At 46.8% G+C, this 25,865-nt stretch carries 29 protein-coding genes; 20 read left to right on the top strand and 9 right to left on the bottom strand.

Going from position 1 to position 25,865, the window contains the following annotated elements:
• Window positions 1–151: 151 nt before the first annotated feature.
• Complete coding sequence (locus QZZ22_RS06950; RefSeq protein ID WP_292463688.1) at window positions 152–976, bottom strand: HAD family hydrolase; 825 nt, start codon at window positions 974–976, stop codon at window positions 152–154.
• A 121-nt stretch (window positions 977–1,097) separates the two neighbouring features.
• Between QZZ22_RS06950 and QZZ22_RS06945 the strand changes: the two genes are divergently transcribed.
• From QZZ22_RS06945 to QZZ22_RS06855, 19 genes are all read left to right on the top strand, one after another.
• Entirely contained in the window at window positions 1,098–1,805 is a 708-nt protein-coding gene (locus tag QZZ22_RS06945) for a matrixin family metalloprotease (protein ID WP_292463687.1), read from the top strand.
• Window positions 1,802–2,185: a methylated-DNA--[protein]-cysteine S-methyltransferase gene (locus tag QZZ22_RS06940; protein ID WP_292463686.1), complete on the top strand. Its 384-nt coding sequence runs from the start codon at window positions 1,802–1,804 to the stop codon at window positions 2,183–2,185. Before QZZ22_RS06945 ends, QZZ22_RS06940 begins: the two co-directional genes overlap by 4 nt.
• Window positions 2,186–2,228: 43 nt before the next feature.
• Window positions 2,229–3,944: an aldehyde ferredoxin oxidoreductase family protein gene (locus QZZ22_RS06935; RefSeq protein WP_292463685.1), complete on the top strand. Its 1,716-nt coding sequence runs from the start codon at window positions 2,229–2,231 to the stop codon at window positions 3,942–3,944.
• A 144-nt stretch (window positions 3,945–4,088) separates the two neighbouring features.
• Window positions 4,089–4,472 (top strand): translation initiation factor IF-5A, encoded by a 384-nt coding sequence (locus QZZ22_RS06930; RefSeq protein WP_292463683.1) that lies wholly within the window; start codon window positions 4,089–4,091, stop codon window positions 4,470–4,472.
• Window positions 4,473–4,496: 24 nt separating this feature from the next.
• Window positions 4,497–5,366, top strand: coding sequence for an agmatinase (gene speB / locus QZZ22_RS06925; RefSeq protein WP_292463681.1), 870 nt, complete (start codon window positions 4,497–4,499; stop codon window positions 5,364–5,366).
• Between the two features lie 121 nt (window positions 5,367–5,487).
• Window positions 5,488–6,147 (top strand): HVO_0476 family zinc finger protein, encoded by a 660-nt coding sequence (locus QZZ22_RS06920; RefSeq protein ID WP_292463680.1) that lies wholly within the window; start codon window positions 5,488–5,490, stop codon window positions 6,145–6,147.
• A complete protein-coding gene (locus QZZ22_RS06915) occupies window positions 6,114–6,383 on the top strand; it encodes a hypothetical protein (RefSeq protein ID WP_292463678.1) in 270 nt (89 codons plus the stop codon). The genes QZZ22_RS06920 and QZZ22_RS06915 overlap by 34 nt, the downstream gene beginning before the upstream one ends.
• Before the next feature lie 156 nt (window positions 6,384–6,539).
• Window positions 6,540–10,214, top strand: coding sequence for a hydantoinase B/oxoprolinase family protein (locus QZZ22_RS06910; RefSeq protein WP_292463677.1), 3,675 nt, complete (start codon window positions 6,540–6,542; stop codon window positions 10,212–10,214).
• A 56-nt stretch (window positions 10,215–10,270) separates the two neighbouring features.
• Window positions 10,271–10,729, top strand: a complete 459-nt coding sequence (locus QZZ22_RS06905) for a bifunctional nuclease family protein (protein ID WP_292463676.1) — start codon at window positions 10,271–10,273, stop codon at window positions 10,727–10,729.
• A gap of 69 nt (window positions 10,730–10,798) precedes the next feature.
• A complete protein-coding gene (locus QZZ22_RS06900; RefSeq protein WP_292463675.1) occupies window positions 10,799–11,503 on the top strand; it encodes a DUF1614 domain-containing protein in 705 nt (234 codons plus the stop codon).
• 178 nt (window positions 11,504–11,681) lie between these two features.
• A complete protein-coding gene (gene hisF / locus QZZ22_RS06895; RefSeq protein WP_292463674.1) occupies window positions 11,682–12,503 on the top strand; it encodes an imidazole glycerol phosphate synthase subunit HisF in 822 nt (273 codons plus the stop codon).
• Window positions 12,504–12,517: 14 nt separating this feature from the next.
• Complete coding sequence (locus tag QZZ22_RS06890) at window positions 12,518–12,805, top strand: MazG nucleotide pyrophosphohydrolase domain-containing protein (RefSeq protein WP_292463673.1); 288 nt, start codon at window positions 12,518–12,520, stop codon at window positions 12,803–12,805.
• A gap of 33 nt (window positions 12,806–12,838) precedes the next feature.
• Window positions 12,839–13,555, top strand: coding sequence for a class I SAM-dependent methyltransferase (locus QZZ22_RS06885; protein WP_292463672.1), 717 nt, complete (start codon window positions 12,839–12,841; stop codon window positions 13,553–13,555).
• Window positions 13,556–13,691: 136 nt separating this feature from the next.
• Window positions 13,692–14,147 (top strand): redoxin domain-containing protein, encoded by a 456-nt coding sequence (locus QZZ22_RS06880; protein WP_292463671.1) that lies wholly within the window; start codon window positions 13,692–13,694, stop codon window positions 14,145–14,147.
• 106 nt (window positions 14,148–14,253) lie between these two features.
• Window positions 14,254–15,225 (top strand): PGF-CTERM sorting domain-containing protein, encoded by a 972-nt coding sequence (locus QZZ22_RS06875; RefSeq protein WP_292463670.1) that lies wholly within the window; start codon window positions 14,254–14,256, stop codon window positions 15,223–15,225.
• The gene (locus tag QZZ22_RS06870; RefSeq protein ID WP_292463669.1) at window positions 15,218–15,553 is read left to right on the top strand and encodes a hypothetical protein; all 336 of its coding nucleotides are present in this window, start codon (window positions 15,218–15,220) and stop codon (window positions 15,551–15,553) included. Before QZZ22_RS06875 ends, QZZ22_RS06870 begins: the two co-directional genes overlap by 8 nt.
• A 102-nt stretch (window positions 15,554–15,655) precedes the next feature.
• Entirely contained in the window at window positions 15,656–18,109 is a 2,454-nt protein-coding gene (locus QZZ22_RS06865) for a U32 family peptidase (protein WP_292463668.1), read from the top strand.
• Entirely contained in the window at window positions 18,106–18,540 is a 435-nt protein-coding gene (locus tag QZZ22_RS06860) for a nucleoside 2-deoxyribosyltransferase (protein ID WP_292463667.1), read from the top strand. Before QZZ22_RS06865 ends, QZZ22_RS06860 begins: the two co-directional genes overlap by 4 nt.
• A 498-nt stretch (window positions 18,541–19,038) precedes the next feature.
• The gene (locus QZZ22_RS06855; RefSeq protein ID WP_292463666.1) at window positions 19,039–19,284 is read left to right on the top strand and encodes a pro-sigmaK processing inhibitor BofA family protein; all 246 of its coding nucleotides are present in this window, start codon (window positions 19,039–19,041) and stop codon (window positions 19,282–19,284) included.
• Here the strand turns inward: QZZ22_RS06855 and QZZ22_RS06850 are convergent.
• Both QZZ22_RS06850 and lysS read right to left on the bottom strand, forming a co-directional pair.
• A complete protein-coding gene (locus tag QZZ22_RS06850; RefSeq protein ID WP_292463665.1) occupies window positions 19,281–19,910 on the bottom strand; it encodes a class I SAM-dependent methyltransferase in 630 nt (209 codons plus the stop codon). The genes QZZ22_RS06855 and QZZ22_RS06850 overlap by 4 nt on opposite strands.
• A 1-nt stretch (window position 19,911) precedes the next feature.
• A complete protein-coding gene (lysS, locus tag QZZ22_RS06845) occupies window positions 19,912–21,504 on the bottom strand; it encodes a lysine--tRNA ligase (RefSeq protein ID WP_292463664.1) in 1,593 nt (530 codons plus the stop codon).
• Window positions 21,505–21,900: 396 nt separating this feature from the next.
• Between lysS and QZZ22_RS06840 the strand changes: the two genes are divergently transcribed.
• Window positions 21,901–22,182, top strand: coding sequence for a hypothetical protein (locus QZZ22_RS06840; RefSeq protein ID WP_292463663.1), 282 nt, complete (start codon window positions 21,901–21,903; stop codon window positions 22,180–22,182).
• Here QZZ22_RS06840 and QZZ22_RS06835 read toward each other — a convergent pair.
• From QZZ22_RS06835 to QZZ22_RS06810, 6 genes are all read right to left on the bottom strand, one after another.
• The gene (locus QZZ22_RS06835) at window positions 22,173–22,952 is read right to left on the bottom strand and encodes a C15orf41 family protein (RefSeq protein ID WP_292463662.1); all 780 of its coding nucleotides are present in this window, start codon (window positions 22,950–22,952) and stop codon (window positions 22,173–22,175) included. The genes QZZ22_RS06840 and QZZ22_RS06835 overlap by 10 nt on opposite strands.
• A gap of 16 nt (window positions 22,953–22,968) precedes the next feature.
• Complete coding sequence (locus QZZ22_RS06830; RefSeq protein WP_292463661.1) at window positions 22,969–23,595, bottom strand: DNA-3-methyladenine glycosylase; 627 nt, start codon at window positions 23,593–23,595, stop codon at window positions 22,969–22,971.
• Between the two features lie 18 nt (window positions 23,596–23,613).
• On the bottom strand, window positions 23,614–24,204 hold the full coding sequence (locus QZZ22_RS06825) for a hypothetical protein (RefSeq protein WP_292463659.1): 591 nt from the start codon (window positions 24,202–24,204) through the stop codon (window positions 23,614–23,616).
• Between the two features lie 76 nt (window positions 24,205–24,280).
• A complete protein-coding gene (locus QZZ22_RS06820) occupies window positions 24,281–25,129 on the bottom strand; it encodes a ribose-phosphate diphosphokinase (RefSeq protein WP_292463658.1) in 849 nt (282 codons plus the stop codon).
• A gap of 54 nt (window positions 25,130–25,183) precedes the next feature.
• Window positions 25,184–25,666, bottom strand: coding sequence for a cyclic pyranopterin monophosphate synthase MoaC (moaC, locus tag QZZ22_RS06815; RefSeq protein ID WP_292463657.1), 483 nt, complete (start codon window positions 25,664–25,666; stop codon window positions 25,184–25,186).
• Between the two features lie 15 nt (window positions 25,667–25,681).
• Window positions 25,682–25,864, bottom strand: coding sequence for a hypothetical protein (locus QZZ22_RS06810; protein WP_292463656.1), 183 nt, complete (start codon window positions 25,862–25,864; stop codon window positions 25,682–25,684).
• Window position 25,865 lies beyond the last annotated feature (1 nt).

Raw genomic sequence — 25,865 nt, 5'->3', positions numbered from 1 at the left:
TTGATCAATCCCATACAACCAATCTGACAACATTCTGATGAGTTTTTTACAAATAAATATTATACTTGGATTATCAAACTCAGTACATAAACATGACGCATCGGCTTTGCGCCGTTAACTTTTGAAAAAAAGATACACTAATACTAATGCTTCAAAGATTCCTGCACCTTTGCGACACTATATTCCTTACAATATCCGTTACATCGTAGATATTGTCAATGACCCTGTCTGCAGCATCCCGCAGAACCTGTGGCCTCTCATCACCCTGCTGAGTAGTTATTATCCCGACATCTGCAGCTCTCAATGCAAGTATGTCGTTCATGCCGTCACCCACCATTACAACTGTACCATATTTAATTTTGAGTTCGAGAACGATCTTTTCCTTGTCCCTGGGTGAAGCAACGCCAAACACATCTTTCATAGGGATGCCCACAGATGCTGCAAGCTTCCCCAGATTATGATAGCCATCCCCTGAAGCAATGAATACATCCACGCCCATTCTCTTCAGCTCGGCTATTGTTGCCGGTGTTTTGGAATACATTTTTCCTCCGGTACTAAGCACATATGGAACTGTGCTTTCCTGAGCATCAACGATTATACCTGAAGCAAGATAGAACACATCAGGACAACGGCCCCTTACAACCGAGATAACATCCCTGATATCACCTACGCATACACTGCTTCCCCTTATTATTCCATAGGCTTCGTCCAGCCCGAAGGAACCGCTTGAACAACTGATCTCAATGGAGATATCGTATTTTTCAAGAAATTGGTGGAATGTCATCGGGGGGCAGGATAGGATAGTGCTCTCGAGGTCACCGTTCATGACCACAAGAGCCCTGCGGGGTTTTTGGGCCACCAGCAGAGTGGTTTGTATATTGTCAAGGATGGTGCCTGTGGCTGCCTCCTTCGCCACGCGGTACATTCGCAGCAGGGTACCTGCACTATCAAAAACTACAGCCACACGTTTTTGCATGGAAGATGCTTTGCACTGAATCGTAATTATCTTTACGGCGCGAGAAGAAGTTCCCGGGACCTGAGAGAAGAATGCCTCATCAGATATATTATGTAGGACCAGTAATACATTGTAGATAACAATGCCAGCCAACAAAAGAAAAGCATTCCTGCTTGCCATCCTGGCCCTATTATTCATCGCAGTGCTTTTTTCGCCCCCGGATAAAGTATATCCGGAATTGAACCCTGCACCCTGGGAGAACATGCCCATCAGCGTTTATATTGATGACAAGAATATTCCCCCCCACTACAGTCCCAGTTACAGGGTCCAGGTTGAAAAGGCGCTTGAATACTGGAGCAGCGGCGGGAGCGGTAAACTGGGATATATCCCTGAGTTTGAGATAGTAGAGGAAGATAATGCAGATATCCTCATCATGTGGGTGGAGAACCTGCAAAAAGATGCAGGCGTTCCTGAAGGCGTTGCGGGCTTTGCCAGACCCTACGAGGTCAATGGCAGGTATGAACGAGTTGAGATAGTACTGGAAGTAGGCAATTACCAGGGATACTCATGGAGGCAATATGGAGATGCTAACATGCGGGAAATAGCAAAGCATGAGATAGGCCATGCTCTGGGCCTTGGACACAGTACCGACAGGAATGACATAATGTTCCCGACATACGACCAGAAAGATGATATCAACCCCCTGCTCGTGCAGAAGACCCTGCCCCTGATCATCGCGGGGATATTACTTGGCTTGGCGCTTGTGTTCTATCACGGAGGCGGATGGCTGCATTCCAGGAAGAAAAGAGAAAGGCTTGAAGAAGATATTTTCGGCGAGAAGGATAAATGAAACAGAATACTGTCTTTCAGGATATATTGCGATATTTCAGCGGGGAAAAGGTGGATTTTTCCGGTTATGATCTCGACATCTGCAACCTTACGGAGTTCCAGCAAAAAGTGCTCACTGAAACCAGAAAGATCCCCTACGGGCAAACTATCACATACGCCGAACTTGCCTGCAGGATAGGGAAAGAAGGAGCTTCAAGAGCTGTTGGAAGTGCTCTTGCAAAAAATCCATATCCTATTGTCATACCATGTCACAGAGTTGTTTCAGCATCAGATATAGGTGGTTTTTGTGGAGAGACCTGCGGGGAAAAAGTAGATTTTAAAAGAAAGATGCTGGAAATGGAATCAGAGGCATTGTCAACAGACCCCAAACTCAGGGATTAGGATGCATGAGATTATTATTCATTAAAAAACTTAAGGGATGAACATGTTCGGATGGACCGGAAGGACAGTAATCATAGACCTTGGGAATAACTCGGTCACTGAATCGAGGACAACGAAAAAGTATGCAGAACAGTTCATTGGAGGGCGTGGCCTGGGATGCCGGCTCATGGCGGACCTGGCTGACCCTGGAATAGAACCCCTGAGTCCGGAAAATCCACTTATCTTCAGCACCGGACCTCTCACCGGAACCTCTGCGCCCATGTCAGGACACTTCAGCATAACAACAAAGTCACCCCTGACAGGGACTATCTTCGATTCCAATGCAGGAGGTTGCCTTGGTGCGGAGATGAAGTTTGCAGGTATGGATTCCCTGATAGTGCTGGGAAAAGCTGCGGAACCGTCCTATATTCACATAGAGGATGAGGATGTGGAGATACTCCCTGCAGACCATCTGTGGGGAAAGGACACACATGAAACTGCATTGATCCTTGCGCCAAAAGGCAAGGTGGCATGCATAGGTAAGGCGGGAGAGAGGCTGGTGCCGCTGGCGAGTATGATGAACGACGGATATCTTGCCGGCCGTGGGGGACATGGAGCGGTGGCCGGTTCAAAGAATCTCAAGGCTATTGTGATAAAAGGAAGTAATACTCCTGAGATGGCAGAGCCGGAGGTCTTTGATAGGACTGTGGAAAAAGTAAACAAACTGTTGACAGCAAATCCTCCGATATCCAAAGGCCTTGCAAATTACGGAACATCGGTCTTTTCGGACCTGATGAGCTACATGAAGATCCTGCCTGCGAACAATTTCAGGAATAAGAGCTCATCTGCGCTAAATAGTATATCAGGAGAGTTCATCAGGGAGAACTGCCAAACCGAAAAAAAACCATGCTATGCCTGCCCTGTAGGGTGCAGAAGGGATTTTGATGATGGGACCCTGGTCCCGGATTATGACTTACTCTGGGCATTTGGCCCCAATATTGGCAATGCTGACCTGGATACTATCACTTTGCTCAACAGAATGTGTGTCGACTATGGCATGGATCCCATTTCATGCGGATCTGCTGTTGCAGCATACATGGAGCTGCACTCCTCCACACCTGAGAGAGAGAAACTTGTTGCACTCGTCCGGGATATTGGGGAGGGTAGGAGCGAACTTTCTGCAGGTTCATATTCATATATGTACTCAAAAGGGATGCCGCAGAACAGTATGAGCGTCAAGAAACTTGACCTCCCGGGATATGACCCCCGGGAAATGGCAGGGATGGCTATTGCTTATGCGACATCCAACAGGGGAGGATGTCACCTGAGTGCTTTCATGGCAGCGCCGGAGATGATGGGGAAGCCGATGGCACTTGACAGGCTGAGTTTTGGTGGGAAGGCTGCACTTGTACAATATTTCCAGAACCTTGCTGCAGTAATTGATTCGTTTGTCATCTGCCCTTATGCCACTTTTGCAATGGGAGAAGTGGAACTGGCTTCCCTTCTCAGTGCTGCAACCGGAAAGACCTATACTGCCGAGGAACTGCTGCGCTCAGGAGAACGAATATACAATCTGGAGAGAATGTACAATACCAAAACTGGATTTTCGCATGAAGATGATGCATTGCCTGAAAGATTCTTCGGAGAAGGTGGCATTGACAGGGAAGTCTTCAGGAATGCCCTTACCGACTATTATCATTTCAGGGGTTGGGATGAAAGAGGAGTGCCTTCAAAGGGAAAGTTGCAGGAACTGGGTCTGCAGGAAAGATGGACAAATTGATTTATATAGTTAAATGCGTTAGTAATGCCTGCTATAAAGTATTTCCGGTTCTTGTGGGATATAGAGGTTAAATTCATATATAGAACAGGGAATTATACCCCACGAATTACGATCATAATTTAACGTTCCAATGGAGGATTATAAATGAAAGTACAAGTTGAAGTAAAGGAACTCAAAGAGGGGAAATATGTCATTGTTGATGATGAGCCCTGTGTTATCAAGAGCATAGCCAAGTCGAAACCAGGAAAGCATGGTTCAGCAAAAGCAAGGATTGATGTTATCGGACTCTTTGACAATCAGAAGAGGTCAATGGTAGGCCCTATCTCGGACAAGGCATATGTACCCATCGTAGAGAGAAAGACAGCACAGGTGCTTTCCGTTGGCGGAAACATTGCACAACTTATGGATATGGGAGACTTTTCAACTTTCGAGCTGACCATACCTGAGGAGCACAAGGACAGGGTAAAGGAAGGAGAAGAGATCACCTACCTCACAGCTATGGGCAAGATGAGGATCGACCTTAGATAAGGTTTTTTAACTCTTACTTTTGACATGTTCCATAAACCTGAGATGATGGATGCCCTGTCAGACTATGCTTCTGCCAGGTACGTTATATTCGGTGTGCCTTTTGACGGGACATCATCGTACAGGTCAGGAAGCCGATGGGCTCCGGACGCCATGAGACAGGCATCTGCAAATTTTGAAACGTACAACGCTTACTTTGACGTGGATTACGAGGATCTGCAGATACATGATGCAGGCAACCTTGAACACTACACAACAGTAGAGCAGACACTTGAAGAACTTGCTTTTGCAGTCGAGCCCATCGTTGCAGACGGAAAGATTCCTATTATGCTTGGAGGAGAGCATTCGCTTACTCTTCCCTGCGTGAAAGCATGTGCAAAACAGGCGGGCGATGACTTTGGGGTTGTGGTGCTGGATGCCCACTTCGACCTTCGTCCGGAGTACGGCGGTGTCAAATACAATCATGCATGCGTATCAAGACACATCCTGGACGAGATCACTGATAACTACGTGACGATCGGGGTGCGTAGCGGTCCAAAGGAAGAATGGGTATTTGCAAAGGATAATGATATCAGACACTATACCCCTGACGATGTTCGCGAGAAAGGTATAAAAAAGGTAATTTCAGATGTCATCGACTATCTGGATTGCTCGCAGATATACCTCTCCCTGGATATGGACGCCCTTGACCCCGCGTATGCACCCGGCCTTGGTACTCCTGAGCCTTTTGGCCTCAGCGATATTGAGGTACGTGAAGTGATACACAGGCTTGCACCTATGTCAGTGGGTTTTGATGTCATGGAAATTGCGCCGGAGTATGACAATGGACAGAGCGCACTGCTTGGTACGAAACTGCTGAGAGAGTTTATTGCGGCACATGCTGCAAGTGAGAGATAGGACAGGATAATTGCTTATCAGGATCATGGGTATCCGACCCAGAGCATCCTTTTTTGAGAGACCCCTGGATCGAGGACAGAGTTAATTATTTACGCACTCCATACAATGGATAATTGAGACTATGAGCGAAGAAGTTGAAGTAGAAGTGGTATGCCCTTCATGTTCCCCTAAGATAGAGGTGCCGCACGACTTATTGAAGTCCGGCCAGAACGTGATAGTGCGCTGCCAGGAATGCGGTACCGTACACCCCGCAACCATAGAGAGAGCAAAGGACGTCACTGTAAAGGTAATAGTCAGCAAGGGCCAGGATTCCCTCAGTTGCATTAACAAGATGACGACAGAAGATATCGTAGAAGTGGACGACGAGATAATAGTCGACGATGAGGAAGGCGATGAAGTATATCCGATCATTGTAACAGCCATTGATACGATACAGAAGAGAGTCAATGCTGCAAATGCTGCAGATATAACTACCATATGGGGAAGAGCCATCGATGAGGTTATCGTCAAGATATCCGTACACCAGGGCAAACGCACCGAAGCACTGCAAAAAAGAGTCAACGGCGGGTACCAATTCACGATAGGACAAACCGACACTGTCGGCGGCCTGGACTTTGAGATAACGAAGATCAGGAAAAGGGACGGGACCTTCTTATCCGGCAGAGGCGGAACTGTGGAGGCAAAGTATATCAAAAGGATATTTGCCGACGAGGTCAAGCGAAAAGGATGGGCAGAAGGCAGGACTGCATGGAGTATGCGCGGAAGAGGTCGCAGCTGGTAAGTTCCCTTAGCAAGATGGAAATCAGAGAAGAGATACTTAATGCGATAAACAAAGTAAAGTACCAAGGCATCTTTTCGCACCGGAGGTTCACATTGATAGTGCATATGTGGACACTCCGTTGCCCATTGCCGGCAGTCATGGCTGGACTTGTGGGAAATAAGGAGGTAGTATCTTCCATCGAGCGCATCAAGCCTCTTTTTCAATTTGCACTGAAGAATTTGAAAAGAGAACTCTGATTTAAGGGTTTGCTCTTTTTTCATTCAGGATGATGCTTTTTCGAAGCTTGTTCATCCCCCTTACAAACACTTCTAAATAGAACCTTGTTTTTAATAAGAAATTGTTTCCGGACACATTCAGATTTATTCCGTTATCAGGTATTCCGGGGAGATAGCATGCTAACAGGCAAGGTTTCAGACAAAAACGGTTCATGGGAATTCTGGATCGATCGTGGCGGGACTTTTACTGACATTGTTGCAAAGTCGCCGGAAGGAAAACTACTTACCCAAAAACTGCTCTCCGAAAATCCGGAACACTATGAGGATGCAGCCATACAGGGAATTCGAGAGATACTGGGACTCAGGCCTGAGGATGCCTTATCAGGAGGAAATATCTCGTCCGTAAAAATGGGCACGACCGTGGGGACCAATGCCCTTCTGGAACGTAAAGGTGAACCCACGGCCCTTGTCACGACAGAGGGATTCAGGGACGCATTGCGTATAGCCTACCAGAACCGTCCTGATATCTTTGCACTGGAGATCAAGCGACCGGAATTGCTCTACAGCAACGTCGTCGAAGTTAAGGGACGCTACACTGCCCGGGGAGAGGAACTGGCGCCCCCTGATATCCTTAAAGCACGGGAAGAGCTTGAGAAGCTATATGCCAGCGGCATCAGGTCTCTTGCTATCGTACTGATGCATGCTTACCGTTATCCTGACCACGAATTGCAGCTCCGGAAAATAGCAGAGGAAATAGGGTTCCCTCATATATCGCTTTCCCATGAGGTCAGCCCCCTGATGAAATTTGTCAGCAGCGGGGAAACAACAGTTGTAGACGCCTACCTGTCCCCTGTTTTGAGAAAATATATTGACAGGATGGCTGCAACACTGGAAGATGCAGGCAACAAGACGCGCCTGATGTTCATGCAGTCCGGGGGTGGCCTTACTGATGCCCGGCATTTCAGGGGCAGGGACTGTATCCTTTCCGGCCCTGCAGGCGGTATTGTCGGGGCTGTCCGGACATCGGAAATGGCAGGCTTCAGGAATATAATCACTTTTGATATGGGAGGAACATCCACGGATGTTGCACACTACAGCGGCGAATATGAAAGGAGCTTCGAGACAGAAGTTGCCGGAGTGCACCTGCGCTCCCCCATGCTCCACATCCATACTGTTGCAGCAGGAGGTGGGTCCATACTACACTTCAATTCCGGCAGGTTCCGCGTGGGTCCTGACTCTGCAGGTTCGGATCCCGGACCCGCATGTTACCGAAAAGGTGGACCGCTGACTGTCACAGACTGCAACCTCATGCTTGGCAGGATACAGCCGGAGCACTTCCCTCACGTTTTCGGCCCTGAAGCCAACCTGCCACTTGACAAAGGAATTGTCATCCGGAAGTTCAGGGAACTTGCCGCTGAGGTCGCTTCCTTCACAGGCGAGGACTATCCTGCAGAAAAAATCGCAGAGGGTTTCCTGAAAGTTGCTGTTGAGAACATGGCAAATGCCATCAAAAAAATCTCAATCCAGCGTGGTTACGACATCAAGGATTACACCCTGTGCTGCTTCGGGGGAGCAGGGGCCCAGCATGCTTGCAGGGTAGCCGACTCACTGGGACTTCGAAATGTCTTCATCCATCCCCTTGCAGGAGTACTCTCTGCATACGGCATGGGACTTGCAGACCAGAGAATTCTCAAAGAGCATGCTGTCGAGCAGGTGTTGAATGAAGAACTGCTCTTTAGTTTGAGTACTGAGTTTTTCAGGATGGAGGCAGAAGGGAAGAAAGAGATGCTAAGACAAGGGGCAATTGAGGAGAACATTACAGTACAGCACAAAGTGCATGTGAGGTATATAGGAACGAATACGCCCCTGATAGTCGATTACGCAGATTGGGATAGCATTCGGACCGCGTTTGACCATGAGCACAAAAAACGTTTCGGATTCCTTATGAAAGGCAAGGATATGGTTGTGGAAGCAATCTCGGTCGAGATCATAAGTGGCGGGGAAAAAATGCAGGAAAATGAGATGTCATCTTTTGAGAATGATCAGGATGAGTTAACATCCCGTATTCTTATGTACACATATGATCAATACCATGAAACCCCTGTCGTAAGACGAGAGAATCTTAAACCGGAAACAGAGATCTTTGGTTCTGCCATCATAGCAGAAGAGAACACAACCATTGTCATCGAGCCCGGCTGGAAGGCAAGACTTACACCCACGAACTGCCTGGTACTTACAGAAGTGCAGCAGTTCCCCGGGATGCAGGACATTAGCACCAAAGCAGACCCTGTGATGCTTGAGATATTCAATAATCGTTTCATGTCTATTGCAGAGCAGATGGGCTACACCCTTCAGAATACCGCCTACTCAGTCAACATCAAGGAAAGGCTGGATTTCTCTTGTGCAGTATTTGACGGGAAGGGGAACCTTGTGGCCAACGCACCCCATATCCCCGTGCACTTGGGCTCCATGGGAGAGAGCGTCAGATCAGTGATGGAGCAATCTAAGGACATGCAGGAGGGCGATGTATTCATGGTCAACTCCCCCTACAGGGGTGGAACGCATCTGCCGGACATTACGGTTATAACCCCGGTATTTATCGGGAACAGGATAGCATTTTATGTGGCTTCAAGAGGGCATCATGCTGATATTGGAGGAATAAGTCCTGCTTCCATGCCACCCTGCAGCAGGCATATAGAGGAAGAGGGTGCCATGACCGGCGGAACCCGGATCGTCGAAAAGGGGATATTTATGGAGGAGGATGTGAATCAATGGCTGCTGTGCGGGCGGTATCCTGCACGTACCCCCCATCAGAATATTGCAGACCTGCGTGCACAGGTGGCTGCGAACGAGAAGGGCGTGGCGGAGCTGAGAAAGCTGGTGGAACACTTTTCCCTTGAAACTGTGGAAGCATACATGATCCATGTACAGGACAATGCCGAGGAAGCCGTGAGGAGAGTCATCACATCACTGAAGGATGGAGAGTCGGTGCAGGTCTTTGATGACGGCAGTGAGATCAAGGTGAAGGTGAGCATCGACCGGGAAAGGAGAAGGGCACATGTTGACTTTACCGGAACCTCGCCCCAGCATCCAGGAAACCTCAACGCACCTGTAGCTGTGTGCAAGGCTGCTGTGCTCTATGTATTCAGGACACTTGTGCAGGAAGACATACCTCTGAACGAAGGTTGTCTCAGACCACTGGAAATTACGATACCTGAAGGTTGTATGCTCAATCCTTCATATCCTGCGGCAGTAGTTGCCGGGAATGTGGAAACTTCCCAGGCCATAGTCGATGCGCTCTTCCTGGCATTGGGTGTGATGGCAGGCTCCCAAGGTACTATGAACAACTTCACCTTTGGGAATGCAGAATTCCAGTACTACGAGACCATATGCGGCGGTTCGGGTGCAGGAAATGGTTTTAGCGGGACCGATGCAGTGCATACCCATATGACCAACTCCAGGATAACCGACCCGGAGGTGCTGGAGTGGCGCTTTCCGGTGCTCCTGGAGGAGTTCTCTATAAAGCAGGGGAGCGGCGGGAGAGGTGAATACACCGGAGGATGCGGCGTCACCAGAAAGATACGGTTTTTAGAGCCAATGAAGGCTGCCATACTCTCAGGCCACAGGAGGATACCACCTTCCGGTCTTAATGGTGGGGAGGATGGAAAAGTTGGTCGTAACTATATCGTTAAAAAGGATGGAGTACTTCTTGAACTTGGGGAAAAGGCGGAATGCACGGTAAATGCAGGAGATGTCTTTGTTATTGAGACTCCCGGAGGAGGAGGATTTGGCTATATCAAAAATATCATGAGAGTAAACCATAAAAGAGACTTGAAAGATAATCTTAAGTAATGCTGTTTGTTAATCTACTATGTGAATCGCGAACAAAGCAAAACTCTGTAAATGATATGAGCTCCAATACAAATCTGAAAGAAATCAGCATCAAAGGCGTCTTCATGATAAATATTCTGGGCAGCTCGGTCCCTTCAGTCATGCTGGAGGATAAAGAGGGGCACCTTATGCCGATACATATAGGTAATTCCGAGGCGATTTCCATTAACTCGGCACTTCGGAAGGAAACGATGCCAAGACCCATGACCCATGATCTCATGATTGCTATTCTGGAGAGACTGGACTCAAGGATCGAGAGTGTGCTTATTGATGAGAAGATCGATAATATTTACTATGCACGGCTCAAGATCATCAGGGACGGGGCAGATATGGAGTTCGATGCCCGTCCAAGCGACTGCATCGCGATGGCCCTCAGGCACAACGCACCGATCTTTATCAATGAAGAGCTCTTCATGAGCGATTCCATCAATAAGGAGAGTTTCCTGGATTCCGGGGCTGGCACTGGCATTGATTAAGCCTGTATTCACAGCAGACATGTATTTGTGATAATCATAAATACTATGAATTGTAGAAATATTCATACTATGCCACCGCTTTTTTACAACCCTTTCAAAATTGCTTTCACAATTGTTCTTACGTTGTTTCTTGCAATAGCCGTATCCATACTCTTTTTCGGGCTTGCAAGTACTGCTTTTGCCAGGATAGGCTTCTCCTGGGGGGACGCCTTTATCCTGCTATTCTTTTCCCTTGTTGGAAGCAATATCAATATCCCATTGCGGACCATCGAGTCTGAGGCATCCATTGAGGAACAGCGCCATGCAAGAATGTGCGGTGTCTCCTACAGGGTGCCCTTCAGAGATACATTCAGGACAAAGACGACGCTTGCCGTGAACGTGGGAGGCGCCCTCATCCCCGCCATGGTGTCCATTTACCTGTTGAGCCTGTTCCCCGAAGCGCTCATCTACTGCATCTATGCCACCATCATGGTGGCCGCCGTAACAAAACTGGTCGCGCGTCCCGTCAGGGGCGTGGGGATCGTCTCCCCCGCACTGGTACCTCCCATTGCAGCCGCACTTGTCTCCACCCTTATAGTCTACGTGACCCAGCTAAACCACGACCTGCTTTTCATAACCGCCTACATCAGCGGCACCATGGGCACCCTCATCGGCGCCGACCTGCTGAACCTGAAGGCGATAAGCAAGATCGGGGCGCCGGTCGCCAGTATCGGCGGGGCGGGCACGTTCGACGGGGTGTTCCTTGCGGGAGTTATTGCGGTGCTGTTGGTTTGAAAGGAAAGAGGATTTTTAAGATACTAAAAAGAAGGAATTCCTGCAGACAAGCATTTCAGAGAAATAATCTAAACAACAAGTATTAAATAAAAAATCAATGTGTTCTTATCTAAATATGCCATTTGCCAGGCTGACTGGCAGACACGAATAACACACAGCAGTGGAAGGACAAATCATAATGCTCACTAAAAGGATCATACCATGTCTTGATGTAACGCTTGATGAGGCCGGGGGAACGGTTGTCAAGGGAATAGAGTTTGTAGGCCTGCGCAAAGCAGGCGATCCCGTGGAACTTGCAAAAAGATATAACGAACAAGGCGCGGATGAACTTGTATTCCTGGATATCACGGCTTCCCATGAAGGGCGCTCAACCATGATCAACGTCATCGAGAGAACGGCAAACGAAGTGTTCATTCCCCTGACCGTAGGAGGGGGAATTAACTCTATTGAGGACGTCAGGCAGATCCTGCGTGCGGGTGCCGACAAGGTGTCCATCAACACATCCGCAGTGAAGAATCCGGAGCTTATAAAAGAAGCCTCGGAGATCTTCGGGGCGCAGTGCATCGTCACGGCCATCGACTGCAAGAGAAATACCAACATCGAGGACAATCCCGACAAGACCATACTGGAGCTTGAGGACGGCACCAAAGCATGGTATGAGGTTGTTATCTATGGCGGCCGCAAGCCTACCGGCCTTGATGCAGTGCAGTGGGCCAGGCATGTTGAAGAGCTGGGCGCGGGAGAGATACTCCTCACCAGCATGGACCGGGACGGCACCTATGACGGTTTCGATATACCCATCACAAGGAAACTCTCAGAAGAGCTGGAAATACCCATCATCGCATCCGGCGGCGTAGGAAATCCCGAGCACATGTACAAAGGATTCGTTGACGGGAAGGCAGATGCCGCACTGGCTGCAAGCATATTCCACTTCGGGGAATATACTGTCGGTGATGTCAAGGAATATCTCAAAGAGAAAAGCATACCTGTAAGGATCTGACAGGGAGTGATATTATGGAGATAGCAGAGTTCCAGCAATTGATGTCCGACCTCTACGCGCACAACGACAGGAAGCGTGGGCCTGCAGCAACCATGCTCTGGCTGGTCGAGGAAGTAGGCGAGCTTGCCGAGGCCGTGCGCAGGGATGACAGAGAAAATCTAAGGGAAGAGCTTGCGGACTGCTTTGCCTGGGTGGGAGCCCTGGCAAATCTCTATGGGATCGATCTTGAAGAGGCTTTCCTTGAGAAATATCCTGACAAGTGCCCTACGTGCGGGCAAAAGCCGTGCATCTGCACGGACTAATTTTTTGACACCGCGTTAATCAGATGAGGAAACATGACCAGAGAACTGCCTGAATGGTACTACGACGAATTCATCCAGACCGGCACTGATTACTCCGATAAGGACGAAATTCAGAGATATGACCGGAAGATGCAGAAGATCCGGAACATAAACGATGAAATTCAGACAATGCGCACGCTCATCGGCCTCCAACCAGAGGACAGATTATTGGAAATAGGGTGTGGAACCGGAGAGTTCTCCATTGAACTTTCAAGGCATTGTAAACAGGTTGTTGCCTTGGACGTTTCCGAGGGGATGCTTGAATTTGCCCGGGAAAAGGCAAAGCTGAGAAGCAGGAGTAATATTGAATTCATCAAAGGAGGTTTTCTGACATTCGAGCCTGCTGATGAGCCATTTGATGCAGTTGTGACCCAGCTGGCATTGCATCACCTTCCTGATTTCTGGAAACTCATTGCACTGAAACGTATCAATTCAATGCTTAAAGTAAGTGGCAGGTTCTATCTCAGAGATGTGATTTATTCATCAGAAATTAGTGACTTTGACTCTTTTTTCTCAAAACTACTGCAGAGCATCCCTGAAGAAGTAAAGGACGAAATGGCCAAAGATTATATCCTGCACATTAAAGAGGAATTCTCAACCTTTGACTGGGTGAGTGAAGGACTCATCGAAAAAGCAGGCTTCAGGATAGAAGAGGTTTTTCATGAGAACGGGTTCATAGCAACCTACCTGTGCATAAAAAATGAGATTTAGCTCTGCAATATGAATAAAAGTTTTTAATAATTTAAAATTGAGGGGCCGAACAAGATATACTCTCCTGACCAATTGACAGGTCATCTTTTATAGCACTGCAAGGCATATTTGTAATCATAACTCACGGGGGTTAGTTATGGGTAAATTAAAACCAGGAGAAGTAATCGAAGATTTCACGCTGTATGACCAGAATCTCAACGAAGTACATCTGCACGACCTTAAAGGCAAAAAAATATTACTCGCCTTCCATCCGCTGGCCTGGACCAGGGGGTGCACGAAGCACATGAAACTGCTTGAAGATAACTACGGAAAATTCCAGGCTGCAAATGCAGTAGCTCTTGGGATCAGTATTGATTCTGTGCACTCCAAGAAGGCCTGGGCCAGGGAACTGGAAATTGAGAATACCCTTTTCCTGGCAGACTTCTGGCCGCATGGCAAAGTGGCAAAGATGTATGGGATGTTCAATGAGGACATGGGCGTATCCGAGCGGGCCAGCATTGTTGTTGATGAGGACATGAAGGTAAGGTTCGTGAAGATATATGAGACCCGTTCGCTGCCGGATATTGAAGAGATCTTTGATGCCATGAAATAACAGCACTGAATTTATTAAGAGGCATCTTAAATTAGATGTAAAAGCCGCCTAAATTTTTAATAATGTTTAAATAATATCCCTTCTTTAATACATTGGAGGAACATCCATGAGAAAAAGGGATAGAGAAATACGTTTTGTTCTTATTTTACTTATTATCGCATCTGCTGCTGTTTCCAGCGGATGTCTCAAAGACTTTGAAGAGCAGAGTAACTATGGGATAACAGATATTGAGATATCTGCGGATAGTATCAAAAGCTCCTACGCTGAACTGAATGTGACAGCTTATATACAGAACAGAGGCGGGAACAGCAAAGAGAATACTACCTTGCTATTCAAGGCATTCAGCCAGAAGACAGGACTGCTTGAGCTGAATCAGGAAACAAAAGTCGGTATCATTGGAAAAGACAGTACAAAAGCAGTAAGTGAAACTCTCGTACTTCCTAAAGATGGAAGTTACAGGTTAATACTGGTCCTGTATGAAGGCGAGCAGAAGAAAGCCGATTCAAGGATAACTATCAATAACCTTGAAGATATGCCCACAGACCTCCAGGAAGTAGGGATTCAGATACAGGGCATTGATTTCATGGTAAAGAACGTAACAGCAGGTCGGGTTCTCATCGAGAATGATATATACCTGAAAAATGAAGGATCAAAGCCCACAGAAGATTACAAAGTACTTGTCAAGGCAAGAGAAACGGACGCCGGGCTCCTGGCAGACAAGAAGTGGACAAGCACCAGCACGATAGAACCAGAGGCAACAGCCATACGGACAATCAGCCTGACAGTGCCTGACAGTTATAACTACGTCGTGGAGGTCAGTGTATGGGACGGAGACATCATGGTGAAAACCGGTGAGGACTACGTGCAGCTGAACCCTGAGAAAGTTATCAACAAGGATCAGACTGTTCAGAGTAAGAACATCAAGACCAGTGATTTTGTTATAGAGGATGTCTATGAGGAAGAGATGCCAATGGATGAAATGCCAGTAGAGGAAGAGAGCCCTGGATTCGGATCTGTAATGGCAATCGTGGCCATCTTATCTGCATTGATAATTGTAAGGAGGGGAAAGCATGAGTGAAGAAAACATGACAGATATGAGGAATAACAATACCTTCGGCATACCTGCAGCCCATGAGAAAAAAATGAATAATGGATACACTCCCGGAAGAAAAAGTGAAGAGAATAAAAGGACCACGCCGGAAGAGTACTTCAGGTGGGGAGTTTTTGGCACAACACTATTACTACTATTTATGGCAGCAATCCAGTTATATTTCTCGATTCAGGAAGTCATACACACCTGGTTTGAATGGCAATACGTGCCCCTGTTCAAATCATTGTACAACCTTGTTATAATAGTCCTCTGTGTTTACATAATAAAGCTCTACATTTTCAGGAAGCAGACCTAAAGTCTGTTTCTCCTTTTTGGCATTCTTTTATTTTGCATCTATAGTTATAGCTTCCTCCCATCTTCATTTATATATAGGTTTCATGAGTATACTGCAAAATCCATGATGATACGAAAACCAGAACTTCTTGCCCCTGCCGGGGATATGGAATCATTTATCGCTGCAGTAGAGAATGGTGCAGACGCTGTCTATCTCGGGATAAAGGATTTCAGTGCAAGGGCATATGCCGGTAATTTCACAGTTGATGAGTTCAGGGAAGCACTTGATTACGCTCACCTTCGAGGGGTCAGTGTATACGTTACCCTGAACACACTCATTAAAGATGAGGAGATCGAAAAAGCAGTCAACCTGATCTATACCCTTGATGAACTTGGAACTGATGCGATAATTGTGCAGGACATTGGCCTGTTATCACTCGTGAGGGAGTTTCTCCCTGACCTACCGATCCATGCCAGTACCCAGATGACCATCCACAATACCGAAGGAGTGCGGTTCCTGCAGGACATGGGTATAAGCAGGGTCGTGCTTGCAAGGGAAATGTCGCTTCATGAGATAAAGGCAATCAAACAGGAAACAGGAATGGATATAGAGACTTTTGTTCACGGCGCCCTCTGCATCTGTTATTCCGGCCAGTGCCTGATGAGCAGCATGATAGGAGGCAGGAGCGGTAACCGTGGACACTGCGCTCAGCCATGCAGAAAAAAATACAGCCTCATGGAAGACAAAGAGAAGCTCAGCACCAGGGGTGGCTTTCTCCTGAGCCCAAAAGACCTTAACGCATCCCCGATACTGCCCGAGCTAATAGAAGCAGGTATCAGCTCCTTCAAGATAGAAGGACGTATGAAGCGGCCTGAGTACGTGGCAGGTGTGGTAAGGATATATCGCCGCCTTATTGACAGATATATAGACGATCCGCAGAGCTATTTTGTGTCCGATGAAGAGGCAGCACAGCTTGCTCAGCTCTTCAACAGGGAGTTCACAACAGGATATTTCAAGGGCAACCCTGCAGGAGACCTGATGGCCCGGGATAGGCCATATAACCGGGGAGTGTCCATCGGCAAGGTCACCGGATATAATAGCAGAGGCAGGACACTGAACCTTGAACTGTCAGGTCCCCTGCGGATAGGAGATGGCATAGGCTTTGGAGACGGAGAGGAGTCAGGAATGATCGTGCAGGCCATGTATGCCGGAGGGAAGCCTGTAAAAGAAGCATGTAACAGAGATATTGTTTCAATACCCTTTGATGCGCCGCTCAGGACAGGAACAAGGATTTACAGGACTCTTGACAGTTCACTGATGAAAGAGCTGCAAAGTTCATTCGAGCATCCCGGCAGGTATAGGAAAGTGCCTGTATCCCTTGGAGTGCAAGCATCTGTTGGAGAGCCCTTTGTTGTGACGGTGCGTGATGAGGATGGAAATACTGTCAGCGCCGGCTCAGACTATATCATCGAAGCTGCCCTCCGGAAAGCAACATCCGGGGAAGACGTACACAAGCAGATGAATAAACTGGGGAACACTGCTTTTGAGGTAAAGGAAATTGAGATTAGCATGCTAGATGGTGCCTTCATACCTATCAAAGAGATGAATGATACCAGGAACAAAGCCGTAGCAGAGCTGGAGAGAATAAGGACAGGAAGTTACAGGAGGGAAAGGCATGCGGCATATACTCCTGTGAACGAGACACATTCAACAGAAAATACAAAAAAAACACTTCTTGCAGTCAGTGTCAGCAGCATGGAAAGCCTGCAGGATGCTATAGCATCCGGCGCTGATGCAATATATTACGATATGGAATGCCCCATGGAGAAAAGTACAGACCTGCAGGACATTGCTGTGTATACAAAGGATGCGCGTGTGCTGGCCTATCTGCATACTCCGCTCATTGTCAAAGACGGAGAAATGTCGCATGTTGAACAACAAATGATTACCGCCATGAAAGCAGGATTTGAGGGAGTCATTGCCGCAAACTCCGGAGTGTTCAGAAAGGCGCTTTCGCTTGGATTCAAGACTGTCACAGACAGCTCATTTAATGTATTCAACAGACGGGCAGCGTCAGTTCTCCTAAGGAGAGGAGCAGAGCTGATCGCCCTCTCCCCTGAGATGAATTTCGAACAGGTAAAAGAAGTGAGTGCCGGGATTAAGACAGAATGCATCGTTCACGGCAAGCTGCAGGTCATGGAATCGGAACACAGCCTGGTCGCAGCCCTGGAGAAGTCAGGATCGGCGTCTGGCTACCCCCAGTCTCATGGCGCATTCTGGCTGAGGGATGAGAAAGGCTTTATCTTCCCGGTAATGACCAATGAAAGAGGCAGAACATATATTTTCAATTCAAAGGAGATGTGTTTACTGGAGGACATACCTCGCCTTGTGGATGCGGGTGTCTCAATGCTGAGGATCGATGCAAGGACTGCAGAGCCATCACTTACAGGACAGGTTGTAACTTCATACAGGGAAGCAATTGATTCCTGTTACGATCAACGTAAAGCAGGAGGAAAGAAATGCAGGGACATCTCTGCAGAGTTCACCAGAGGGCATTACCACAGGGGTGTCCTATGAAGATATTCCTTTCAGCATCGATACGCGGCGGCAGGGACATGTTGCATGTATACATAAAAATAGTAGAATTGCTCCGGCATCATGGTCACGAGGTGCTCAGCTGGCACGTTGCCGACCCTGAGCTTGAAGATAAGGAATCATTGATGACCGAGCAGGAGATATATGAGCGTGATATGGAACTTCTCACCCGCAGCGATTGCATGATAGCAGAGGTCAGCACTCCTTCCATAGGCGTAGGTTATGAGATCTGCAGAGCTTTGCAGCTTAACCTGCCTGTACTCTGTCTGTACGCGCCACATTCCTGGGTATCTGCAATGATATTAGGAAACAAGGATGAGAAGCTTATTGCCAGACAATATCATGAAAGCAGGGAGCTGGAGGAGAATATCCTGGGATTCATAGCCGATTACTGTATTCTGCCCCGAATATGAAGCAAGAATAAGATTATTTTAGTACATCACACCAATAAGAGTCCACGTAGCACCTTTAAACTCTTTTTAAAACATAAACAAGAGTTGAATACGTGAAAAACAGTATAAAAGTTAGTTTTATATACATAGTATACATACTATCCCCTAGATTGAACAACTGGCGCTGATTAACAGTTGAATCAATCTACAAAGTCCGATAACAGCTTTATATGGGCAACGCAGTATTGAATACTGTGAAAACCCAGTATTGCATGTTTGAATCCATTAATATAAATGAGGGTATCTCTCCATGGGAGGTGAGATATAATGGCACCAAAGGAACAAAAGAAGGATAATAATAAAGGAGCAAAAGCCGCTCCTGCAAAGGACCAGAAAAAGAAATAATCTTACAGTTCTTGACTTTCGTTCTTTTGAGGAGATAAAACTCCTCTTTTTTTAGCAACATAGTTTTTTAGCAATCATTAAATACTAATCAAGACCATTTAATAGTGGTAAACTATGATGAGTGAGATATTCATATTATTAATAGCAATTGTAGTTGCAGTTATCCTGTACAAGGTATTGAAAACTGCCACAAAGATGGCAGTGAATGCGGTTTTAGGAATTATTGTCCTTATTCTTGCAAACGCTGTGCTTGGACTTGGCATAGCCTACTCATGGATAGTTATGCTGATCTGTGCAGTAGCGGGAGTTGTCGGCGCCCTGTTAATAATATTCTTACATTATTTCTTTGGCCTATTCTAAAGTATAGCTGTTCCTTTTATATGGTGGCGTATGTGGCGCTCACCACTGAATGTTTTTTCGGCAATAATACTTTTAATATCTACCTGCGTAAATCCACGCAGCATTGATACAAGCTCCTGCTCTGTGAAATAGTGATATATGATCCCACCTTTTCTAATGAAAGTATTGTTTTCGACTTCCTGTCCCCCAAACCTCATGTCTTCAGTTCCGAACACCTCGATGAAGAGCACGCCCGAGGGTTTGAGGACTCTTTTGAGCTCTTCAACTGCAAGTACCCTCTCGATTTCAAAAAGGTGCTGCAGGACGCCGTAGCAGAGCACTGCATCAAAGGAATGATCAGAAAATGGAAGGGCAGTGATGGTTGAAGCAGCGCATTCGGCATACTGGCCGCTCCTGCCAAGGTAGGACCTTGCCTCTGACAGCGCGTTCAATGCAACATCAGTACCCACAACATCATATTTTCTGGAGAGGGGAAGCAGGTATCTCCCATTTCCACATCCTGCATCCAATACGCGCGAGCCTGGAGGAATATGCTCCTCCACAGCAGATATCGACCTTGGGCCACCCCATCTCACATGCCGGTATTCCTCATCCCAGGCAAGAAAATGAGCAGATCCGAGTTCCATATCAGGGCTTATATTCTGAGGCTTTCCTGAAGCGCTCCACAAGGAAGTCTTTTTCCAGTGAGGACAGGAACCAACCTGCTTTGGGGCCTGACTGTTGCCCGAGCACAGCGGTATAGACGGCCTTGAACAATTCTTTAGGGTCTGCCTGTACCTGCTCCGGTTTTACATCCAGAAGTTGTGCCATTTCCCTTGTAAGCTCAGAGTCCTGCTCCTTTGCCGAATAGACCAGGTTATGATAATCCTCTCCGCTCAACTCAGCCCTCAGGGAAATGAGCTTTGAGAAAGAAGCGAGGAAAGCCCTCTGAGTTTCAGAAAGGCTGGCAGCTTGGACCGGAAGTTCATTTTTCACGCTGAACTTTGCAAATTCAGGTGCATACATCTCAAGCCAGTTACCAACATTATCTGCCAGCTCTTTTATGCACCTCTCATTAGCGGTGTCATAGCCTGCTCTTTTAACGATGTGCATTATTTTACCAAAATCCCCGCCTGCAGCCTGGTAAATAGTGATCATGTGCTTGAAGGGAATATCAGTATGACATATGCCTACTGCGTGTGACAGCTCCAGTATTCTCTTTTCATAGGAACCTGGAGCATCAACGGAATGGAGGCGCTCGAACTCGTCCACAAGATTCAGCAGAGGTTGCGCCGGATCGAATTTTATATGCTTTTCGGGTTTTGTACGGATAATAAGATACCTCAGCACTTCAGGAGGTACAACCTTCAGCATATCAGATATGGAAACTACAACACCCGAGGAAGATGACATAGCACCTTCGTTACCCAGCATGATCCATTCATAGACGATTGGAAAAGGAGCATCGTAGTCGAACACTTCCTTTGCTATAAGCATGCCAGTGTCATATGAGCCGCCTTTTGATGCATGGTCCTTGCCGTAGGGCTCGACTGTGACCCCAAGCGCCTTCCATCGTGCAGGCCAGTCCACGCGCCACGTTAGCTTACCTCCGCCTTTCATGGATACAGTACCAGAGTTCCCGCAAGAACAGCTGTAATCAACTGTTTCGGCTTCCTGGTCAAAGCCTGTGACGATTGTCGTGTTTATCTTACCGCATGCGCTACAGATAGGATTGAAGGGACTCCAGGTGTCTGCAGGGGTTTTACCTGAGACACTCTGAAGGATGGCTGCTATCTCATTCCTTTTCGCGAGCGCTTTCTTAATAGCATCCGTATAGACACCCTGCTTGTACAGTTCATCGGCCCTGTACACAGTAGGGTGTATCCCTAGGCGCTCAAGAGCTACAAGGAACGGCTCAAGATAGTGTTCAGAGTAATTCTGATGCTTTCCGCAAGGGCATGGTACATTCGATAGTGGTTTGCCTACATGCTCAGCATAACTTTCGTCGAGGAAAGGATAGACCTTCCTGAGGGGATCATAAGTATCAGCAATATAAACGAACTCAGCCTGCGCACCTTTGTCGAGAAGGGCCCTGTATGCTGCATCCGCTGTTACGACCTCGCGCATATTACCTATATGAATATGACCTGATGGCGTTATTCCCGTTGCAACGAGATGCTTCCTGCCTTTAGCGAGAACCTCATCTGCAACTACATCCGCCCAGTGTGTAATATCTGCCATTCTTTTCACCAATACCAGAAAGTGAGTAATTTTGTAAATATTTAAGCGATTAGATTTTATGAAAGTGGTCTCTGAGAGACTGAGAGATTGTAACCTTAAATTATTGCTACTATTATAACCTTTGCTTAAGAACGCAGGCTGTGATTTCCATCACACGTATAGCCCCAACGGTGCGTCAATATATTTTACAGAGACAGCCATATCCGGAGAGGAGGGATTCTAAAGGAGGTCGGACTGCAAATTATCCATATCAGAGTACACAGATCAGACCATCGGTGAAGTCATAGGTACACTTTTGAAGAATGCTAGCAAGAGTCACTCTTTCTTAAATAATAGAGATTGTTCGTAGATAGGCGAACCGTAAGGTATTAATAACTAACCATTATAGTAAAAGTGATGACCCGCATAACCACCACAAAAGTAGACGTACCTATGTGCACATCTCTGGACATACTCTACATGAGGAACAAGTGTGAACCTATGGAAGAAGAAGCTCTTCCTTTCATCGCAGTTCACGGCAACCACGCGACCATCAATAACGAAGCAATACTGTATGACGAGGAAGAAGTATACCAGGTATACACCAAGAATGTCTTCATACAAACAGAAAAGCCAATCCCCGAAAAAACCATTGAACAGAACACCGAAGTAGAAATAGATCTTGGAATCTACCACTGAACTCCATGGTTTAGTAGTTCATCGATTGTGTCGGACTCCTTTCCAAAGAACCTGTAGTCTTTGATAAGGTGCCCGTCCATCTTTACGCTATCCAGGAAACCGTACCAGTAAACTACCATACCGGTACCGAAGTTTCCTTCATAATCGATGAATTGCTTTTTCATATAATATTGATGTTCCTTCTCATCACCGAAGAGGGCCTTGCTCTCGATCCATGATACTTTCTTACCATTAATTTCTATAGGTTCATCCAGCAGGAAATCTGGCGTCTTTGAAACTCCTGATGCTCTGAGATCATTCTCGGTCCTGAATGCAATTCCTTTGTTCGCAAGCCACTGCTCAAGTATCGACTCGCCCATTTTCCCTTTGACCGTATGGACCTCATGAGCTCTCGGAGAGAAGAAGTGATCGGAACTCATGGCTTCCTTCACTTCTTTTTTAAGCCTCATGTCAGGAAGATCCTCTATGTTCTTCATGAAAGACTTTTTAGGTATACCCATTTCCGACAGGATCATGGCAGCCATGAGAGTTGCAGGGATACGATTCTTCCGGGCTATCTGGACAATTGTGGTGCCCTTCTGCCACATCAAGAGGTGCTTGCCGCTTTGATCCTGCACGCGGGAGAAGTTCTTCTTCACATTCGTCACAGTCTTCTGATTGAGTATAGAGTATATCACACCCACGGGTTGGGAGAACATTTCTGACACTCTGTCAATATCATCAACCCCCTGAAGGGAACTGAATATCTGTTCGTAGGTATTGATGTCCATTTGAATATCTCCTTAATTATAAAGACTGCTTCAGCAAGCATGCATCACATTTTTTCTTCCCGCAGTAACTTTTCGAATATTCCACTATCAATGCGTGATATTCCTGATAGAGGCCAACATCTGCAGGCAAGCTGTTCTCAAAAAGCCCCTGCAGTTGCATGTAATTGCCCTCCACCCCCACGCATTGCATCATACGGGTCGTATATGCATCTATCACGAACCGGGGTTTGTGGGCAGCATAGAGTATTATGCTGTCTGCAGTTTCATTGCCAACACCTTTCAAAGACAGCATCCTTTGCCTTAGAACATCAAGGGGTAATGAGAAAACATCGTCCATCTTATTTTCAGTGAAATAGGAGGCAATATTCTTTAGCCTAAAGGCTTTCTGCCGATAGAAACCACAGCATCGGACCAAATCCTCGAGCAGGAGAAGATCGGATTCTGCAAGAGGTTTAGGTTCAAGAAGTCCATGCTCTTTAAGATTACAGATGGCTTTTTCAACATTGGGCCATTTCGTCTGCTGGATAAGCATTGCGCCCACCACGACCTCAAAAGCCGTTTCAGCAGGCCACCAGTATTGAGGACCTAATTCTTCCCGCAGTATATGATAGACCTTAATAAGGTCTTTGTTTCTAAATCTCATAAGAAAAGAAAGAAAGAGTTATTTCCAGAATTCCTCCTCATAGTTATCAGGAAGATCAAGGTTCATTACATCATCCAGTGACTTCCTCTTTTTCGGAGGCTGCTCTTTTGGCGCCTCCCTGGATTCTATCACTGTGGTATTCTTAGTATTAACAGTTACTTCCTCACGCAGTTCAAAATCGGGTTCTTTGTGGGTATTCACGGAATGATTATCCGGATGCTGCCACGACCTTACTTCACCAGAGGATCTGCTATCCGACCCTTTGCAGGAATCCACAGTATGAGCATCTTGCAAGCACAGGGGTTTTGTTCCTTCACAGGAAACAACTTCCGGTTTTCGGGATGCATATACGTGGCGGACTTCTGTGATCTGCTTTTCTTTCGGGTAAAATCCTAAAGGCTCCTGGCTTCCCTGATCCACCCTCTTCCGGCGAGTGTCCTGTGCATAACTGTCCACAACAGGAGAAGATCTCGATAAGCTTTTGTGAGTCGAACGGTAGCCTATGATACATTGTTCGTCTCCGGAGCGCCAATCCACAACGTACAGGTGGCAGGCATTCTTCTTACAATGAGAGGCCCCGTCCCGGGGGCAGATGTCAGGTAACGTCATGTCAAATATCTCATTTGTATAATTATTAGCACTTATTATATATAATTAGCACTTGTACCCTTGCAATACCATTATGTTATAGCCCTTTTATCGTAGCGGCTATCAGGGGCGCAACACTGATGCAGCTCTGAGTCTTTTCAATTGTATCTGTGGAGATTATATCTTTCACACCTGCATTGTATAATCTCATGACAGCATTCCTTGCAAGTACAGGATGGACGCAGGCAAGATATACATCTTTTGCACCCTGCCCTTTAAGCAGTTTTATCGACTCCACCATCGTTCCACCGGTAGCTATCATATCATCGAGCAGCACGATATCCCTGCCCTGCACATCAATGCTCTTTGTCTTGATAGTCACAGTATCGCCCGAGATGCGGGTCTTCTCAAGGTAATCACAGTCGTACCCTATTTCCTTAGCAGTCCGCTCTACGAACTCCATGGCCCCGGCGTCCGGGGAAACCAGCAGGGCATCCTTGAGACCCATGGACCTTATATGATATCCTATCAGCTGTGAGGCATCCAGGTCAAATGCGTCAGCATTGAAATAATCCAGCACACTCGTCTTGTGCACATTCACAGTAAATACCCTGTCAGCATTGATGGTCCTGGCGATCGCCCTTGCGCTGATGGGTTCGCCTGTTTTGAACTTCCGGTCCTGCCTTGCATATCCCATGTAGGGAATGACAACATTGATGACCGGAGAGTCTTCACATGCATCTATAAGCTGCAATAGTGCTACAAAATCAGAATCCGTGATTATGCTCTGTATAATAGTGACCTCATCCACATCCTCGTCCAGGATGCGAGTATAAAGCTCACCGTCGGGAAACCTGGTGAAATCACAAACAGTCGGTTCCAGATTCAATTCCCTTGCAACTCGTGATGAGAGAGCCTGAGATGCGGGTCCTCCTATGATCTTCAAATGATGTACCTCTTTTAGTTCCATTTTTTATAGCATTTCCTAATGTAACGGTTATCATACATTAGTTTTGGTTCCTTTGACTTTTGAAAGAACCTTGATGTCACGTATAGATGTGAGGGGATAATTACCGGTATCATCCTTTTCGGCAGATTTTACCATGTCCCATATGGTCAGGAGGGCTGTGGAAACACCTGTAAGGGCCTCCATTTCAACGCCAGTCCTTCCGACTGAACGCACTTCCACCACCGCAGAGATATGATCCTTTTCTATGGAGAAGTCCACATCCACCCCGGTTATTGGTATCTGGTGACACATCGGAATGAGTTCGGGAGTTCTTTTTACTGCCAGGATGGCAGCTACCCTTGCAGTGGAAAGCACATTGCCTTTCTCAACTGTCCCGTTCCTGATATCATCAATGGTGCTTCTGCCCAGCACAATCTCTCCGGAAGCTATTGCCTTTCTGGCAATCGTATCTTTGTGGCTTATGTCCACCATGACCGCACGGTCATCTTCTATATGAGTGAATTTGTTTGTCAACGGATCACCGAGGGGTCAGTCTATGCGCAGATTCTGCCTCTGCATGTAATCCTCAATAGTTATATTTAATGTTTCTTTCAGATCCCTTGCCTCATCGAAGGTCAGTTTAAATATCTCCTCATCTTCACCATGACTGACGTTTATACGGATCCGTTTCCGTTCAATATCAACAGTTATTCTCCTGCCTTCCTTTTCCATT

The organism is Methanolobus sp., assembly GCF_016278365.1.
Taxonomy (GTDB): Archaea; Halobacteriota; Methanosarcinia; order Methanosarcinales; family Methanosarcinaceae; genus Methanolobus.
This window is presented reverse-complemented; position numbering and strand designations above follow the sequence as displayed.